Origin of the sequence: Streptomyces sp. R44 (genome assembly GCF_041053105.1) — a bacterium.
Lineage (GTDB): Bacteria > Actinomycetota > Actinomycetes > Streptomycetales > Streptomycetaceae > Streptomyces.
This window is the reverse complement of record NZ_CP163444.1, coordinates 5,280,950-5,295,767: the sequence shown is the minus strand read 5'-3', so window position 1 is coordinate 5,295,767 and position 14,818 is coordinate 5,280,950. Positions and strand designations below refer to the sequence as shown.

The window sequence follows — 14,818 nt, the reverse complement described above, 5'->3', positions numbered from 1 at the left end:
TCTCGGTTTCGCAGGCATGAAGCTCACTCCTTGTGGGTACCCTCAGCCGAATTCGAGCCGATCGGCCGGATGTGCCGCCCGGGTGGTGAGCCGGTCGACCTCGTGGGCCGCGGTGCCCGTGATCCCGGCCAGGAAGCCCTGGGCGCGCGGTGAGGCGGTCGCCCGCAGCCACTCGGGCGCTATGTCGATGACGGCGACCTTCACGCCCGTGCCGGCGAGGGCCAGGGGCAGGGTGTGCACGACCGTGGACGGGAAGCTGACGACCGTGCGTCCGATGGGGCCGCGCCGGGCGATCAGCTCCAGGGGCAGATCGGGCCGGACGACCTGGAGGCCCGTCTCGACGGCGATCCGGTGCAGTTTCTCGGCGCTCTCCCGGCGGTGCGCGAAGTAGCGGGTGGCGCCGTGGGCGCGGGCGAGCTCGCTCACCACGCGCGCGTAGTGGTCGGCGTCGACGACGCCCGTCTCGACGAGCGAGGTGCCGACCAGGTCCGCGCCGCCGGTGAGCAGTGGCGGGCCGAAGGTGTCCCGGGTCCAGGCGTACGCGTTCTCGGTGACCGTGACTCCGGGCGGGGCCTCCAGGGGCAGCGAGGTGAAGATCTCGACGGTACGGCCCCGGGTGGGGGCGAGCTTCCGCCGGGCGAGCGTGGTCACCGGGGCGAGGACCAGCTCGCGCGGGCCGAGGCTGCCCTTGCGGTGCCAGCGCACCAGGCGCTCGCCACGGCCGAGCTGGGCGGCGTACTCCATGGTCGCGGTGCCGTCGTCGACGACCGTGAGGTGCCGGGGGGCGAACAGGGTCAGGAGGAGCTGGACGTACCGGGAGAACGGGTCCCCGATGATCACCCGCTCCGCCGAGCGCAGCGGCCGGGCGAGCTCCCGCAGGGTGCGCACGAGCGCGCCGCGGCCGCCGCGGGCCTCCTGCCAGCGCACGGTGAGGCCCTGGTCGCGGGCCAGCTGGGCCATCCGGCGCAGCTGGCCCCGCGACATGGGGTCGGTCGGCGAGAGCACGACGACGGTGAGGGGGGTGGCGTCCGCGGACCCACCGGTCGAGGGGGCCGTACGGCCCCCGGAATCCTGCGTGTGCGCCCACTCCAGGACATTGAGCAGCTGGACCGGGCTCTCGACGAACGCCAGCTGCCGGGTCATGCGGCGACGGTGCCCTGGACCCGGCGGAGCTTCTTCATCGGGCCGAGCTCCGACTCGTACACCTTCTTCACGCCGTCGCCGAGCGCGGCCTCGATGGTGCGGATGTCGCGGACGAGGCGCTGGAGTCCCTGCGGCTCGACGGAGGCGGCCTGGTCGGAGCCCCACATGGCGCGGTCGAGGGTGATGTGGCGCTCGACGAAGGTGGCGCCGAGGGCGACGGCGGCGAGGGTGGTCTGGAGGCCGGTCTCGTGGCCGGAGTAGCCGATCGGGACGTTCGGGTACTCCTCCTGGAGCGTCTGGATGACGCGCAGGTTGAGCTCCTCGGCCTTGGCCGGGTACGTGGAGGTGGCGTGGCAGAGCAGGATGTTGTCGCTGCCCAGGACCTCGACCGCGTGGCGGATCTGCTTCGGCGTCGACATGCCGGTGGAGAGGATCACCGTGCGGCCGGTGGCGCGCAGCTCGCGGAGCAGCTCGTCGTCCGTGAGGGAGGCGGAGGCGACCTTGTGGGCGGGGACGTCGAACTTCTCCAGGAAGGCGACGGCCTCGGTGTCCCACGGGGAGGCGAACCAGTCGATGCCGCGCTCCTTGCAGTGCTCGTCGATGGCGCGGTACTCGTCCTCGCCGAACTCCACGCGGTGGCGGTAGTCGATGTACGTCATCCGGCCCCAGGGGGTGTCGCGCTCGATGTCCCACTGGTCGCGCGGGGTGCAGATCTCCGGGGTCCGCTTCTGGAACTTGACGGCGTCACAGCCGGCCTCGGCGGCCACGTCGATCAGCTTGAAGGCGTTGTCGAGGTCGCCGTTGTGGTTGATGCCGATCTCGCCGCAGACGTAGACGGAGTGGCCCGGGCCGGCGGTCTTGGTGCCGAGGGTGCGCAGACGGGTGCTCATGGTGCGGTTCCTTACGGGTTGGGGGTGTTCAGCTCGGGTCCGAGGAGCCAGGCGGCGATCTCGCGGATCGCTCCGGAGCCGCCCGGGGTGACGGTGACCGCGCGGGCGGCGGCCCGTACGGAGTCGTGGGCGCTGCTCACCGCGACGGGCCAGCCGACGAGGTGGAAGCAGGGCAGGTCGTTGACGTCGTTGCCGGCGTAGAGGACGCGCTGCGGGTCGATGCCCTCGGCCTCGCACCACTCCTTGAGGGCGCGGTCCTTGCGGTCGATGCCGTGCAGCACGGGGATCTTCAGCTTGCGGGCGCGGGCGGCGACGACGGCGTTCTGTTCGGTGGAGAGGATGAGGACGGGCAGTCCGGCGCGGCGCAGGGCGGCGATGCCGAGGCCGTCGCCGCGGTGCGCGGAGACGAACTCGCGTCCCTCGGCGTCGAGATGGACCCGGTCGTCGGTCTGGGTGCCGTCGAAGTCGAGGACGACGGCGTCGACGTCGGCGAAGCCGGGCGTGACGGGCTCGTCGAGGAGCGGCGCGAGGGCCGTGGCGCGGGCGAGGTCGTGCGGGTCGTCGATCTCCAGGACCCGGGCGGGGTCGGTGACGACGAGCGCGGTGCGGCCGAAGAAGCGGTGCCCGTGGCCGCGGAAGCCGGCCGCGTCCATCGCGTAGACGGCGCCGGTCTCCAGGTACTCGGGCTCCCGGTCCTGGCGGCGCGGGCGGTGGGCCTTGTCGTGGTTGACGCCCTCGGCGCCCGACTCGGTCTCGCGCCAGAGGAAGCCGTGGGACGGGGCGGCCGTGAAGGCGGTGTCGGCGGCGCCGGAGGTGACGCGCTCGGCGGTCTCGGCGACCTCGGCGGAGGTGAGGAAGGGGCTGGTGCACTGGACGAGGAGGACCACGTCTGCCGGGCGGCCGTGGGTGGCCTCGAAGGCGTCCATCGCGTGCAGGACGGCGGCCTCGCTGGTGGCGGTGTCGCCCGCGATCTCGGCGGGCCGCCGGACGGCCTCGGCCCCGGCGGTGCGGGCGGCGGCCGCGATGGCGGGGTCGTCGGTGGAGACCAGGACGTGGGTGACGGGGCGGGCGCCGAGGCAGGCCCGCACGGCGCGGGCGACCAGGGGGATCCCGGCGACCGGGGCGAGGTTCTTGGCGGGCACGCCCTTGGAGCCGCCCCGGGCGGGGATGACGGCGAGGACGGTCGGCACGGTCGGGGTCATCACAGTTCTCCCAGGCGGCGGATGACGGGGGCCACGCGCTGGACGCCGTGGCGGTACGCGCCCCGGGCGGCCTCCCGGACGACCCGGCGCAGTCCGCTCTCGCGGGGCTCGGGCGCGGTGACGTCCAGGCGGTGGCGGGCGAGGATCCCGGGCAGGTAGCCGGGGGCCGTCTCCGCGGTGTAGTAGGGGCTGATCGGGGGCAGGGCGGGCTGCGCGAGGAGTGCGGCGACCCGGTCGCGGGCGGCGTCGAAGGCGGCCTCGTACGGGCTGTCGGAGGCCACGCCCTGCCGGGCGAGCCAGGTCTCGTCGGGCGTGGGCGCGTCCCCCTTGTCGAGCCGGTCGAAGGAGGTCAGCAGGCCGGAGCCGACGAAGTGGTGGTTGCCGAGCGCCTCGCGGACCCCGAGGTCGGTGAGGATCGCGGTGGGGATCCGGCGGTGGAGCGCTTCGAGGGCGGCCGTCGAGGAGACCGTGACAAGGAGGTCCGTGCGGTCGAGGACCTCGCCCATGTGCCCGTACACGAGGCGGAAGTTGGCCGGCGGGTCGAGTTCGCGCACCAGCTTCTGGAAGGGGAACTCCTCCAGGTGCGTGGTGTGTTCGCCCGGCTTGGAGCGGAGCTTGAGGAGGACCTCGCGGTCCGGGTGGAGCCGGGCGTGCCCGATCAGCCGCCGCAGGACGTAGGCCCGTTCGGCGCGGGTGGCGGGGACGGAGGGCTGTGCGGCGAAGACCAGGGTGTCGCGGCCGGCCTCGGGGGTGTGCGGGGCGCCGCCGAGGAAGGGCAGTGCGGCCTCGACGACGGATGCGGCGCCGGCGCCCACGCCCTCGTACACGGCGCGGAAACGCTCGGCGTCGTGGCGGGAGTTGGCGAGGACCACGTCGGCGCCGTGGCGCAGCAGGAGGCCGTCGGTCAGCTTCTCGTAGACGACGCCGACGTAGCCGGTGACGATCACCGGTCGCCGGTCGAGGGCGAGGTCGGCCAGGCCCTGGAGGACGGCCCGGACGGTGCCGCCGACCAGGGCGAGCACGAGGACGTCGTATCCCTCGCCGCGCGCCTCCGCGTCCCGTATCGCGCGCAGGAACTCGGCGCCCGTCACCTCGCGCGGGGCGGTCCGGGACACCCCGGTCTCGGCGAGCTGGCGCGCGGTGGGCGTGGCCCGTCCGCGCAGGACGAAGCCGGTGGGTTCGGCGGTCGCCGTGGTGATGCGGCGCGCCGTGAGGGCGCCCCATTTCCACCGGGTGTCGGAGTCGGCGAGTACGGCGACCCGTACCGCTTCTCTGGTACTTGCTGGCACGCCGAGGACGCTAGAAGGGCATTCCGCTTTCCGGCCCAACTGGGCCACAACAAACGGTGAACAGAGCCTCTCCGCCCGTTGAAGCGGGGCGTTTTCCGGACGTCGTGAGGCCGATTTCCCCTGCCGGTAAAGGCGGTTAATCGGCCCGCCGCTTGGTGTTCACCGAAAGGCTGCCCGGCGGTCGGCGGTAATGCCGGGGCGGCGCCTAGCGTCGGCCGCGTGGTCAAGCTCTCCGTCGTCGTGCCGTTCTTCAACGTGCAGACATACGCCCCCGACACCCTCACGAGCCTGCGGGCCAACGCCCGCGAGGACTTCGAGTTCCTCCTTGTCGACGACTGCTCGTCGGACGGGACCCCGGAGCTCCTCGAACGGGCCGCGCGCGAGATCCCGGGTGCCGTCCTGATCAGGCACGCGCACAACGAGGGCCTCGCCACGGCCCGGAACACCGGCCTGGACGCCGCCCGCGGGGAGTACATCGCCTTCCTCGACGGGGACGACTGGCTCGCGCCCGGCTACTACGGGCGGCTCGTCGCCGCCGCCGAGGAGCTGGGGTGCGACTTCCTGCGCACCGACCACGTCACGGTCACCGGCCGCAACCGCGCGGTGCGCCGGGCGCCGGTCGCCCGGCGCGGCGAGGTGCTGCGGCCCCGGGACGCGATCCTGCCCTCGCACCGGACGACCTCGGTCGACTATCCGTACGCCTGGGCCGGGATCTACCACCGGCGGCTCCTGGACCGGGGTCTCCTGCACTTCCCGCACGGCCTCCGCACGGCCGAGGACCGGCCCTGGATCTGGAAACTCCACCGCGAGGCGGAATCGTTCGCCGCTGTCGGAGAAATCGGTGTGTTCTACCGGCGCGGGGTGACGACCTCGCTCACCCAGATCGGTGATGTCCGTCAATTGGATTTCATCCGCGCATTCGACCAGGTGATCGAGGAAACGGCACAGGACGCGGACGCGGAGCTCCTTCTCCCCAAAGCCGTCCGCACGTATTGCGCGGTCATTTCCCATCACATCGGTTCGATCGAAAGGTTCGAACCCGAGGTGGCGCGGCTGCTGAAGTCGATGAGCGCGGGCGCGCTGCGGCGGATGCCCCAGGAGGTCCTCGACGAGGCCCTGACCGCGATGGGCGGGGACCGCGCGGCGATGCTGCGCCGGCTGCGCAGGCGCCGCCCCGCACCACCGCCGGCGGCACCGGCCCGTGCGGCCGGCGAGGACGCGAAGCCGGAGGTGGCCGCGTGAGCGCCCGCCGGACCACCCAGATCTTCTGCGCCTCGACCCTCTACGGCGCGGTGACGCTCGCCGCCGCCCTCGACAGCGGCTGCTTCGGGCCCGCCGACCGGCGGATCCTCCTCGTCACCCACAACGCGCCCGTCCCGGAGACGACCCCCGCCCTGGACGAGGCCGAGGGCTTCGGGGCGCTGCGCGGCCGCTTCGACTCCGTCCTGTCCTGGAACGAGACGATCTCCCCGCTCCACCCGTCCGGCTGGACCCCGCGCCCGGGCGACCTCCCGATGCTCCAGCGCCATCTGCGCAAGCTCTGGGACCTCGGCGACGACCGCGTCGAACTCGCCCTGGAGTCGCTCCAGGTGACGCCCGCGCTCGCCATCGCCCAGCTGCTGCCCGACGCGCCGATCACGGTGTACGCGGACGGGCTGATGAGCTACGGGCCGACCCGCAACAAGATCGACCCGCTGATCGGCGGGCGCGTGGGCCGGCTGCTCCACCTGGACCTGGTCCCCGGCCTGGAACCGCTGCTGCTCGGCGAGTTCGGGGCGGTGCCGGAGCGGGTGGCGACGGAGGCGTTCACCAAGGTCGTGGAGGAGCTGGCGGGGCCGGCGGCCTCCTCGGAGGACGGCCCCGCGCTGCTCCTCGGCCAGTACCTGGCCGCGCTGAACCTGCTGACGGTCGCCGAGGAGGAGGAGCTGCACCTGCGGATGGTCCGGGGCGCGATCGCCCGCGGCCACCGGCGTCTCGTCTTCAAGCCGCACCCGATGGCCCCGGACGCCTGGTCGCGGACCCTCGTGGAGGCGGCGGAGGAGCTCGGCGCCGTCCTGACCGTCGAGGACCGGCCGGTCCTCGCCGAGGTGCTCTACCGCGAGCTGCGGCCGGCGCTCGTCGTCGGCTGCTTCTCGACGGCGCTGCTCACGGCGTCGGCGTTCTACGGGGTGCCGGTCGCCCGGGTCGGGACGCGCACCCTCCTGGAGCGGCTCAGCCCGTTCCAGAACAGCAACCGGATCCCGCTCACGGTCGTCGACGCGGTCGTCCCGCCCCTGGAGCCCCGGGAGGAGGGCGGCGCCGACGGGATCGGTACGGAGGAGCTCAACGACCTGGTCGCGGCGGTCGGCTTCGCGATGCAGCCGAAGATACGCCCGGAGCTGCGGGAGGCGGCGGTACGGCACCTGTCGGGGCCGCTCGCCGAGCGCACCCGGCACCACTTCACCCGCCGCCGCCTCACCGTCCTGAACCTGCCGGGGGGTCTGCCGATCCCCCGCCACCCCCAGGTCCGCCGGCTCGCGCGCCGCGCGCTGCGGCTGCGCAAGGCGCTGAGGAAGTAGCGACCCCCACCGGAACGGCGGGCCCGGGAACCCGTGCGGGGGTCCCGGGCCCGCAGCGGTGCGATCAGGCGCGGACGATCGGCTCCTGGATCTCGGAGACCCAGCCGGCCGGGTCCTCCGGGCACTCCAGGTACAGCTCACGGGCGTAGCCGGCCGAGCGGTAGCCGTTGGTGTCGATCCAGGCGGCCAGGGTCTGCACGGTCGGCAGGATCTCGTCCATCGAACCGCGGTGGACGATGGTGGCGGCCTCCTCGATGCCGGGCAGGACGTGCACCTCGACGCCCTCCGCGACGGTGCCCTCGGGCACGGTCGTCGCCGCGTGCACGCGGACCGAACCGTCCCCCCTGCCCGCGTCCTCGTAGTACGCGACGGCCGGGCCGAACCCGGTGACGCCTGCGGCCTCCAGGCGGCCGCACAGCTCCTCGTACAGCGGTCCGATGACCGGAGTGATGTCCTCCGGGCCGAAGCTCTCGGCGACCCCGCTCAGCTCGGCGACCCGGACGGCGGGAACCTTCTTGACGACGACGTCCTGCGTGGACATGCGTCCCTCGCTCTCGATGGCGTGGAGCCTCGCACCGACCTGGGCGAGCCGGGCCCGCGCCGCCTCCAGGGCGGCTTCCAGCTCGGCCTGGCGCAGCCGCAGCATCCCCCGCAGCTCCTCCGCGCCGATCTCGTCCCGGAGGATCGCCCCCACCTGTTCGAGGGTGAAGCCGAGGTCCTTGAGCGCGATGACGCGGTTGAGCTGGGCGAGCTGGTCCGCCGAGTAGAAGCGGTAGCCGCTGTACGGGTCGACGTGGGCCGGGCGCAGCAGTCCGATGGCGTCGTAATGGCGCAGCATCCGGACCGACACCCGCCCGTGCCGGGCGAAGTCTCCGATGGCGAACATGACGCCCCTTACTCAAAACTCTGACACGGCGTGAGAGTCAAGCGCGGTGTCACGAGCTTCGAGTTTCGACCCTCACACCGTTTGAATGCTCCCATCCCTGCTCAGGGAGAGGATTCCTGGCTCGGGCCGCCTCCTGGAGCTGCGCCCCAAGAGGTCTCACGCCCTCGACACCAGCCGGGTCCAGACCTGCCCGGACGAGCATCACGCGGGCCGAGTTCTTGTCCCTCGGGGACGTCGCTCCGCATGCCTCGCACGTGTACGTACGTTCCGACAGCGGCAGCACGTGCTTGGCTCTCGCTCCGCACCGCGCGCAGTCCATGGTGGTGTATGCCGGGTTCACGAGACGGACGTCTCGCCCGTGCTTGCGGCCCATTTCGATCAGGGCGTTCTTGGTCGCGCCGATCGTCGCGTCGGCGGCCTTCCGGGCCATCGTCGTCTTGGCGAGGAACCGGGGACGGAAATCCTCCATCGCGATGGCGTCATGGTCGCGCACGACCTTCTTCGCCCACTTGCGACTAGTGTCCACGCGTTGCCTGACGACCTTCTGATGCGCCTTCACCCGCAGCCGCTTCGCCTCCCGGTATCCCTTTGAAGCCGGCTTCCCCCGTCCGGGCCTGCGGCGGGCCATCATCCGGTCGTACCGGGACAGCCGCTCCTTCGACTTTCGGCCGAACTCAGGATGCGGAAGGTCGTGGGCATCGCTTGTGGTGGTGGCGATCTCCTTCACGCCCCAGTCGACGCCAAGCGCCGCTCCGGTCTCGGGCAGGGGCTGGGTCGTGGCAGGGACCACGAAAGAGGCGTACCAATGTCCGAGGGCGTCCCGGTAGACACGCACGGACGTCGGATCGGCCGGTAGCGCCCGTGACCACACCACCGACAGTACGACCCTGCCCGCGAGGTGCAGACGTCCACCCTTCAAACAGAAACCGTTCCGCGTGTAGTTGAGTGTCGGATCGGCCTCGCGCTTCTTCTTGTACGTCGGGAGTCCCGCCCGCCGCCGAACAGGCACGCGGTCTTTGATGTCCTTAAGCGCTTTCGTGCGGGCTCTGCCGAAGTCGCGGATGAGTTGTTGCTGCGGCACCGATGAACCCTGCGCGAGCCACGGCGTGATAGCTCGTGCCTCGGTGAGCATCTTGTCCAGCCTGGCCGGTCCGCATTTCTCGCCGTCGGCATGCGCCTTCTTCGACCGTACGACGCACTCGTTCCAGATCCACCGGCACCGATCCCACTCCCCAAGCAGAGCGGCAAGCGCCGTGGATGACACGCGCAGCCGATACGAGTACCGGGCATAGGCCGTGCCACCGGCTGCCGTGGCGGAGGTCGTCACGGTGCGACCGTAATGCCACCTCAGGCTGTTTTTTCGCGCACCCGGAGGATTCACGCGAACGGGTGAACGAGTGGCGCCAGGGTCAAGCACCGGCCAGGGAGAGCTTCGCGGCGAAGCCGAGGAAGAGGGCGCCGGCCGCGGTGGTGGCGCCGGCGGAGAGGCGCTTGCGGCGCCGGAACGCGGCGGCGAGGCGGGTGCCGCCGAATATGAGGGTCGTCAGGTAGAGGAAGCTGCCGAGCTGGAGCAGGGTGCCGAGGACCAGGAAGGACAGCGCCGGGTAGGCGTAGGAGGGGTCCACGAACTGCACGAAGAAGGAGATCAGGAAGAGGATCGCCTTCGGGTTGAAGAGGCTGATGATCAGCGCGCGGCGGTACGGGTGCTCGGACGGCCCGGCGTCCGGCTCGGCGGCGGACTCGGTGACGGCCTCGTGCCGGGTGCGCCACATCGCCAGGGCGGCGCGCAGCATCCCGTACGCCATCCAGGCCAGGTAGCCCGCGCCCGCGTACTTCACGATCATGAAGAGGAGCGGGGTGGTCTGCAGGAGCGAGGCGGCGCCGAGCGCGGCGAGCGTCATGAGGACCGCGTCGCCGGTGAACACCCCGGCGGCGGCCTTGTATCCGGTGCGGGTGCCCTTGCGGGCGGCGACGGACAGCACGTACAGCGAGTTCGGCCCCGGGAGGAGGATGATGAGGACGAGCCCTGCGAGATAGGTCGGAAGATCGGTGACACCCAGCATGGAGCGGAGTGTCGCATACCGGTACGACACTCCGCTTTAAATTTCAACAGGCGGAATCGGTCAGAACGCGTCGGTCGGGACGTAGGTGCCCCAGACGGCGCGCAGCGCGTCGCAGACCTCGCCGACGGTGGCCCGGGCCCTGAGGGCGTCCTTCATCGGGTAGAGGACGTTGTCCGTGCCCTCCGCGGCCTTCTTCAGCTCGGCGAGGGCCGCGTCCACGGCCGCCTTGTCCCGTTCGGCGCGCAGCCTCGCCAGGCGCTCGGCCTGCTGGGCCTCGATCGCCGGGTCGACGCGGAGCGGCTCGTACGGTTCCTCGACGTCGACCGTGTAGCGGTTGACGCCGACGACGACCCGCTCGCCGCTGTCGGTCTCCTGCGCGATCCGGTAGGCCGAGCGCTCGATCTCGTTCTTCTGGAAGCCGCGCTCGATGGCGCTGACCGCGCCGCCCATCTCCTCGACCCGGCCCATCAGCTCCAGGGCGGCGGCCTCCACGTCGTCCGTCATCTTCTCGACGACGTACGAGCCGGCGAAGGGGTCGACGGTGGCGGTGACGTCCGTCTCGTAGGCGAGGACCTGCTGGGTTCTCAGGGCGAGGCGGGCGGACTTGTCCGTCGGCAGGGCGATGGCCTCGTCGAAGGAGTTGGTGTGCAGCGACTGCGTGCCGCCGAGGACGGCCGCGAGGCCCTGCACCGCGACGCGCACCAGATTGACCTCGGGCTGCTGGGCGGTGAGCTGCACGCCGGCGGTCTGGGTGTGGAAGCGGAGCATCAGCGACTTCGGGTTCTCGGCGCCGAACTCCTCCTTCATCACCCGCGCCCAGATCCGGCGGGCGGCGCGGAACTTGGCGACCTCCTCCAGGATCGTCGTGCGGGCCACGAAGAAGAAGGAGAGGCGGGGCGCGAAGTCGTCGACGTCCATGCCGGCGGCGACGGCCGTGCGGACGTACTCGATGCCGTCGGCGAGGGTGAACGCAATCTCCTGCGCGGGCGAGGCACCGGCCTCGGCCATGTGGTAGCCGGAGATCGAGATGGTGTTCCACTTCGGGATCTCGGCCCTGCAGTACTTGAAGATGTCGGCGATCAGCCGCAGCGAGGGCTTCGGCGGGAAGATGTACGTGCCGCGGGCGATGTACTCCTTGAGCACGTCGTTCTGGATCGTGCCGGTCAGCCGGTCCGCCGGGACGCCCTGCTCCTCGCCGACGAGCTGGTAGAGCAGCAGGAGGAGCGCGCCGGGGGCGTTGATCGTCATCGACGTGGAGACCTTGTCGAGCGGGATCCCGTCGAACAGGACGCGCATGTCGTCGATCGAGTCGATGGCGACGCCGACCTTGCCGACCTCGCCGTGCGCGATCGGGGCGTCGGAGTCGTGGCCCATCTGGGTCGGCAGGTCGAAGGCGACCGACAGGCCCATGGTGCCGTTGGCGATGAGCTGCTTGTAGCGGGCGTTGGACTCCACCGCGGTGCCGAAGCCGGCGTACTGCCGCATGGTCCAGGGCCGCCCGGTGTACATCGAGGGGTACACACCGCGCGTGAAGGGGTACGAGCCCGGCTCGCCCAGCTTCTCGGCGGGATCCCATCCGTCCAGGGCGTCCGGTCCGTAGACCGGCTCGATGGGCAGTCCCGACTCCGACTCGCGCGCCATGCGTTGTGCCTCCCGATCGACCTGATCACCCGGCGGTACCGACCCTCGCGACGGACTGTAGTGGGGCGATGGAGGGCGGCGCGCCGGGACCTTCCTCACAGGATGCGCACTCTCTTCCTCACGTGCGCAACCGCACGCGCCCGGGAAGCATCCCTACGTACACACGACACACCCCGGGGGGAAACGATGAAGCGGTCCACGTCCGTCATACGCAGAGTGGTCCTGGCGGCTGCGGCGGTGGCACTCGCCGCCGGCTGTACGCCGGACGCGGCGGGTACCGGACCCGGTACGGGTACGAGCACGGCTCCCGCGCCGAGCACGACCGCGCCCGGGACGACGTCCCCGAGCTCGACCCCGACCACGGACGACAAGCCGCCGTCGCCCACGGCCGCGCCCACCTCCGGGAAGCCCGTGGCGAAGCGGCTCATGGGTGACGGGGACGAGAACGAGCAGGTGCGCGAGCTCCAGGCGCGGCTGCGTCAGCTCGACTTCTTCGACCGGGCGCCCACCGGCTTCTACGGCACGATGACGGCGACCGCGGTGAAGAAGTTCCAGGCGCGGCGGGGGCTGGCGCAGACCGGCTCGGTCGACGAGGCGACGTGGCGGCAGCTGCTCTCCGCCACCCGGAAGCCGACCGCAGACGAGCTGAAGCCGTCGACGACGAACAAGCTGGACACCCCGGACCCGCGGTGCATGACCGGCCGGGTGCTGTGCATCAGCAAGGAGAGCCGGACGCTGGCCTGGATGATCGACGGCAAGGTCGTCTCGTCGATGGACGTCCGCTTCGGCTCGGAGAACACGCCGACCCGTGAGGGCCTCTTCAAGGTGGAGTGGAAGGCGAAGGACTGGACGTCGACGATCTACCACACGCCCATGCCGTACGCGATGTTCTTCAGCCGCGGCCAGGCCGTGCACTACTCGGCGGACTTCGCGGCCCGTGGCTACGCCGGGGCCTCGCACGGCTGCGTCAACGTCCGGGACAAGGTCAAGCTCTCCGCGCTCTTCGACCAGGTGAAGGTCGGCGACAAGGTCGTCGTCCACTGGTAGCAGCGGAGGGAGAAGAAGGGGCGCGGGTGGGACCGGGGGAACGTGTCCCACCCGCGCCGAGTGCGCGGAGCCGTAGGTACGGGGGGAACCCCGGCTCTCTGCGCGGCCGATGACCAGTCGGCATTTCTTACTGCGCCGACGGGCCGAGAAGTGTTACACCCCGAGCGGGAGGCGCGCCTCGGCGGTGATTCCGGCGGGCAGCGCGAGGGTGGCCCCGGCCTGGAGCTGGGCGTCCGGAAGGACGCTCCCGGCCCGGTTCCCGGAGCTGGCGGAGCCGCTGTCGGTGCCGTTGGAGCTGCCGTTGGAACCGCCGTTGGAACCGCCCAGCGAGCCGCTCCCGCGGTCGCTGCCGGAGCTGTTTCCGGAGTCGTCCTTGCCCCCGTCGTCCTTGCCGTCGCCCTTGGATCCGTCCTGGGGCGCACCGGTGTCGCCGGAGAGGATCCGGTCGCAGTAGACGCGCAGGGTCTCGCCCTTGCGCAGGGCGCCCGTGAGCTGCTGCCGGCCGGCGGCGTCGAGCTTCCCCGTCCGGTACTCACGGCAGGCGATGAGGGCCTTCTCGCGTGCGGCTTCGGGAGAGGTGTCCTTGCCCGACGGCTTGCCGGGCTCGGGGGTGCCCGTGCCCGGGGTGACCGTGCCGCGTCCGTCCGGGACGCGGGGGGTCGGGGTGGTGGACCCGGAGTCGGCCGAGGGGGACGAGCCGGGCGTGGGCTCGCCGCCGTCCTGTCCCGTCGGGGGCGTCTCGGGGTCCTGGCGTATGCCGGGCTCCTTCGAGACGAGCGGGTCGGTGGTCTCCCCCGCCGAGACGGAGCTGGCGGGCGCCGGGCCGACCAGCGGCAGCACACCCGTGCCGGCGGCCACGGCCACGCCGCCGACCGTGACGGCGGCGACCGCGGCGGCCAGTCCGTACCGCACGGAACGTCCCCAGCGGCGGGCCGGGGCGGTGACGGGGGCGAGCCGGACCCGGCCCAGGTCGGCCGCGCCGGTGCGGCCGGCGGACGCGGACGCGGTGGCCGCGGCGGCCCGCTCGGCGGTGGCCTTGCGGAAGGCGGCGAGCGCCGCCGCCTCGCCCGGCAGTTCGGTCCGCGCGGCCGGCGGGACGGCGGGGACACGGGCCGTGCCGAGGGCCTCGGCGAGGCGCTCGGCCTGGGCGCGCGCACGGTCGTCGACGGCCTCGACCGGCTCGCCGCGGAGCAGCCGCTCCGCGGCCTCCTGGTCGAGCCACTGGTACCGCTCGTCGGCCATCACATGTCCTTCTGCGTACGCGGACGTGATTGCGTCACACCGCCGGGGGCCACGGACCCCGGTGTCCGGCCGCGTTGCGGAGGGACGCCGTCCAGGGGGACGACGGTTCCCGCGCCGTCGCCCTGCCCGTCGGCCCCGAGGAGTTCGGCGAGCTTCTTGAGCCCCCGGTGCGCGGCGGTGCGCACGGCGCCGGGGCGTTTGCCGAGGGTGTCGGCGGCACTCTTGGCGTCGAGGCCGACGACGACGCGCAGGACGACGGCCTCGGCCTGGTCCTGCGGGAGCTGGGCGATCAGGTGCATGGTGTCGCCGGTGGCGAGGGCTTCCAGGGCTTCGCCGGCCGTGTCGGCGTCGGCGGGCTTGTCGGCGAGTTCGGTCTCGTCGGCGCCGACGGCGGGACGGCGGCCGCGCATCCGGATGTGGTCGAGGGCGCGGTTGCGGGCGATCCGGGCGGCCCAGCCGCGGAACCGGTCGGCGTCGCCGTCGAAGCGGTCGAGGTCGCGGGCTATCTGGAGCCAGGACTCGGAGGCGACGTCCTCGGCGTCCGCCTCGCCGACCAGTGTGCGTATGTAGCCCAGCAGCCGGGGTTGCACGGCGCGGTACACAGTACGGAACGCGTTCTCGTCCCCGTCCTGCGCAGCGAGCACCGCGGCCGTCAGCTCCGCGTCGTCCCCCAGCACTCCCCAAACCCTGTTCGTCGGTGACGTGGTCGCGCCCCGCGTCATCGCGGCTGGTCACCCCGCCACGCGGCCTCGCGCACCTGCACGCTACGTGGTGTCGCGGCGTCACGTCCACGCGGTCCGGGGTCTTTGTACAACTTGCAACCTCCGGCCGGTCCGGAGGGGTGTGACAGAAAACGC

At 72.2% G+C, this 14,818-nt stretch carries 13 protein-coding genes; 3 read left to right on the top strand and 10 right to left on the bottom strand.

From position 1 onward, the window contains the following. Nucleotides 1–42: 42 nt before the first annotated feature. From AB5J54_RS24780 to AB5J54_RS24765, 4 genes are read right to left on the bottom strand one after another with little or no spacing between them, the layout of a single operon-like run. Nucleotides 43–1,143: a hypothetical protein gene (locus AB5J54_RS24780; protein ID WP_369146098.1), complete on the bottom strand. Its 1,101-nt coding sequence runs from the start codon at nucleotides 1,141–1,143 to the stop codon at nucleotides 43–45. Further along, nucleotides 1,140–2,033 (bottom strand): N-acetylneuraminate synthase family protein, encoded by an 894-nt coding sequence (locus AB5J54_RS24775; RefSeq protein ID WP_369146097.1) that lies wholly within the window; start codon nucleotides 2,031–2,033, stop codon nucleotides 1,140–1,142. The genes AB5J54_RS24780 and AB5J54_RS24775 overlap by 4 nt, the downstream gene beginning before the upstream one ends. An 11-nt stretch (nucleotides 2,034–2,044) precedes the next feature. Next, nucleotides 2,045–3,235: an HAD hydrolase family protein gene (locus AB5J54_RS24770; RefSeq protein ID WP_369146096.1), complete on the bottom strand. Its 1,191-nt coding sequence runs from the start codon at nucleotides 3,233–3,235 to the stop codon at nucleotides 2,045–2,047. Continuing rightward, a complete protein-coding gene (locus AB5J54_RS24765) occupies nucleotides 3,235–4,524 on the bottom strand; it encodes a DUF6716 putative glycosyltransferase (protein WP_369146095.1) in 1,290 nt (429 codons plus the stop codon). The genes AB5J54_RS24770 and AB5J54_RS24765 overlap by 1 nt, the downstream gene beginning before the upstream one ends. A gap of 219 nt (nucleotides 4,525–4,743) precedes the next feature. On the opposite strand from AB5J54_RS24765, the gene AB5J54_RS24760 reads away from it, so the two are divergent. Both AB5J54_RS24760 and AB5J54_RS24755 read left to right on the top strand, forming a co-directional pair. After that, nucleotides 4,744–5,766 carry a glycosyltransferase family 2 protein gene (locus AB5J54_RS24760; protein WP_369146094.1) on the top strand — a complete coding sequence of 341 codons (1,023 nt, stop codon included), beginning with the start codon at nucleotides 4,744–4,746 and terminating at the stop codon, nucleotides 5,764–5,766. After that, on the top strand, nucleotides 5,763–7,082 hold the full coding sequence (locus AB5J54_RS24755) for an alpha-2,8-polysialyltransferase family protein (protein WP_369146093.1): 1,320 nt from the start codon (nucleotides 5,763–5,765) through the stop codon (nucleotides 7,080–7,082). Before AB5J54_RS24760 ends, AB5J54_RS24755 begins: the two co-directional genes overlap by 4 nt. Nucleotides 7,083–7,146: 64 nt before the next feature. On the opposite strand, the gene AB5J54_RS24750 is transcribed toward AB5J54_RS24755, so the two are convergent. The 4 genes from AB5J54_RS24750 to AB5J54_RS24735 form a co-directional block, all read right to left on the bottom strand. Beyond that, nucleotides 7,147–7,968: a MerR family transcriptional regulator gene (locus AB5J54_RS24750; RefSeq protein WP_369146092.1), complete on the bottom strand. Its 822-nt coding sequence runs from the start codon at nucleotides 7,966–7,968 to the stop codon at nucleotides 7,147–7,149. 49 nt (nucleotides 7,969–8,017) lie between these two features. Then, complete coding sequence (locus tag AB5J54_RS24745) at nucleotides 8,018–9,295, bottom strand: RNA-guided endonuclease InsQ/TnpB family protein (protein WP_369146091.1); 1,278 nt, start codon at nucleotides 9,293–9,295, stop codon at nucleotides 8,018–8,020. Between the two features lie 82 nt (nucleotides 9,296–9,377). Then, nucleotides 9,378–10,031 carry a leucine efflux protein LeuE gene (gene leuE / locus AB5J54_RS24740; protein WP_369146090.1) on the bottom strand — a complete coding sequence of 218 codons (654 nt, stop codon included), beginning with the start codon at nucleotides 10,029–10,031 and terminating at the stop codon, nucleotides 9,378–9,380. A gap of 60 nt (nucleotides 10,032–10,091) precedes the next feature. Continuing rightward, nucleotides 10,092–11,672, bottom strand: a complete 1,581-nt coding sequence (locus tag AB5J54_RS24735) for a methylmalonyl-CoA mutase (RefSeq protein WP_369146089.1) — start codon at nucleotides 11,670–11,672, stop codon at nucleotides 10,092–10,094. A 186-nt stretch (nucleotides 11,673–11,858) separates the two neighbouring features. On the opposite strand from AB5J54_RS24735, the gene AB5J54_RS24730 reads away from it, so the two are divergent. Continuing rightward, nucleotides 11,859–12,719, top strand: coding sequence for a peptidoglycan-binding protein (locus tag AB5J54_RS24730; protein ID WP_369146088.1), 861 nt, complete (start codon nucleotides 11,859–11,861; stop codon nucleotides 12,717–12,719). Between the two features lie 153 nt (nucleotides 12,720–12,872). Here the strand turns inward: AB5J54_RS24730 and AB5J54_RS24725 are convergent, their stop codons facing one another. Together AB5J54_RS24725 and AB5J54_RS24720 are read right to left on the bottom strand one after the other, a co-directional pair. Beyond that, complete coding sequence (locus tag AB5J54_RS24725; protein WP_369146087.1) at nucleotides 12,873–13,961, bottom strand: hypothetical protein; 1,089 nt, start codon at nucleotides 13,959–13,961, stop codon at nucleotides 12,873–12,875. Further along, nucleotides 13,961–14,638, bottom strand: coding sequence for an RNA polymerase sigma factor (locus tag AB5J54_RS24720; RefSeq protein WP_369146086.1), 678 nt, complete (start codon nucleotides 14,636–14,638; stop codon nucleotides 13,961–13,963). Before AB5J54_RS24720 ends, AB5J54_RS24725 begins: the two co-directional genes overlap by 1 nt. Nucleotides 14,639–14,818: the final 180 nt, after the last annotated feature.

Coding starts and splice junctions, on each gene's coding strand:
- AB5J54_RS24780 (WP_369146098.1), bottom strand. CDS start 1,143: ATGACCCGGCAGCTGGCGTTCGTCGAGAGCCCGGTCCAGCTGCTCAAT.
- AB5J54_RS24775 (WP_369146097.1), bottom strand. CDS start 2,033: ATGAGCACCCGTCTGCGCACCCTCGGCACCAAGACCGCCGGCCCGGGC.
- AB5J54_RS24770 (WP_369146096.1), bottom strand. CDS start 3,235: ATGACCCCGACCGTGCCGACCGTCCTCGCCGTCATCCCCGCCCGGGGC.
- AB5J54_RS24750 (WP_369146092.1), bottom strand. CDS start 7,968: ATGTTCGCCATCGGAGACTTCGCCCGGCACGGGCGGGTGTCGGTCCGG.
- leuE (WP_369146090.1), bottom strand. CDS start 10,031: ATGCTGGGTGTCACCGATCTTCCGACCTATCTCGCAGGGCTCGTCCTC.
- AB5J54_RS24735 (WP_369146089.1), bottom strand. CDS start 11,672: ATGGCGCGCGAGTCGGAGTCGGGACTGCCCATCGAGCCGGTCTACGGA.
- AB5J54_RS24730 (WP_369146088.1), top strand. CDS start 11,859: ATGAAGCGGTCCACGTCCGTCATACGCAGAGTGGTCCTGGCGGCTGCG.
- AB5J54_RS24725 (WP_369146087.1), bottom strand. CDS start 13,961: ATGGCCGACGAGCGGTACCAGTGGCTCGACCAGGAGGCCGCGGAGCGG.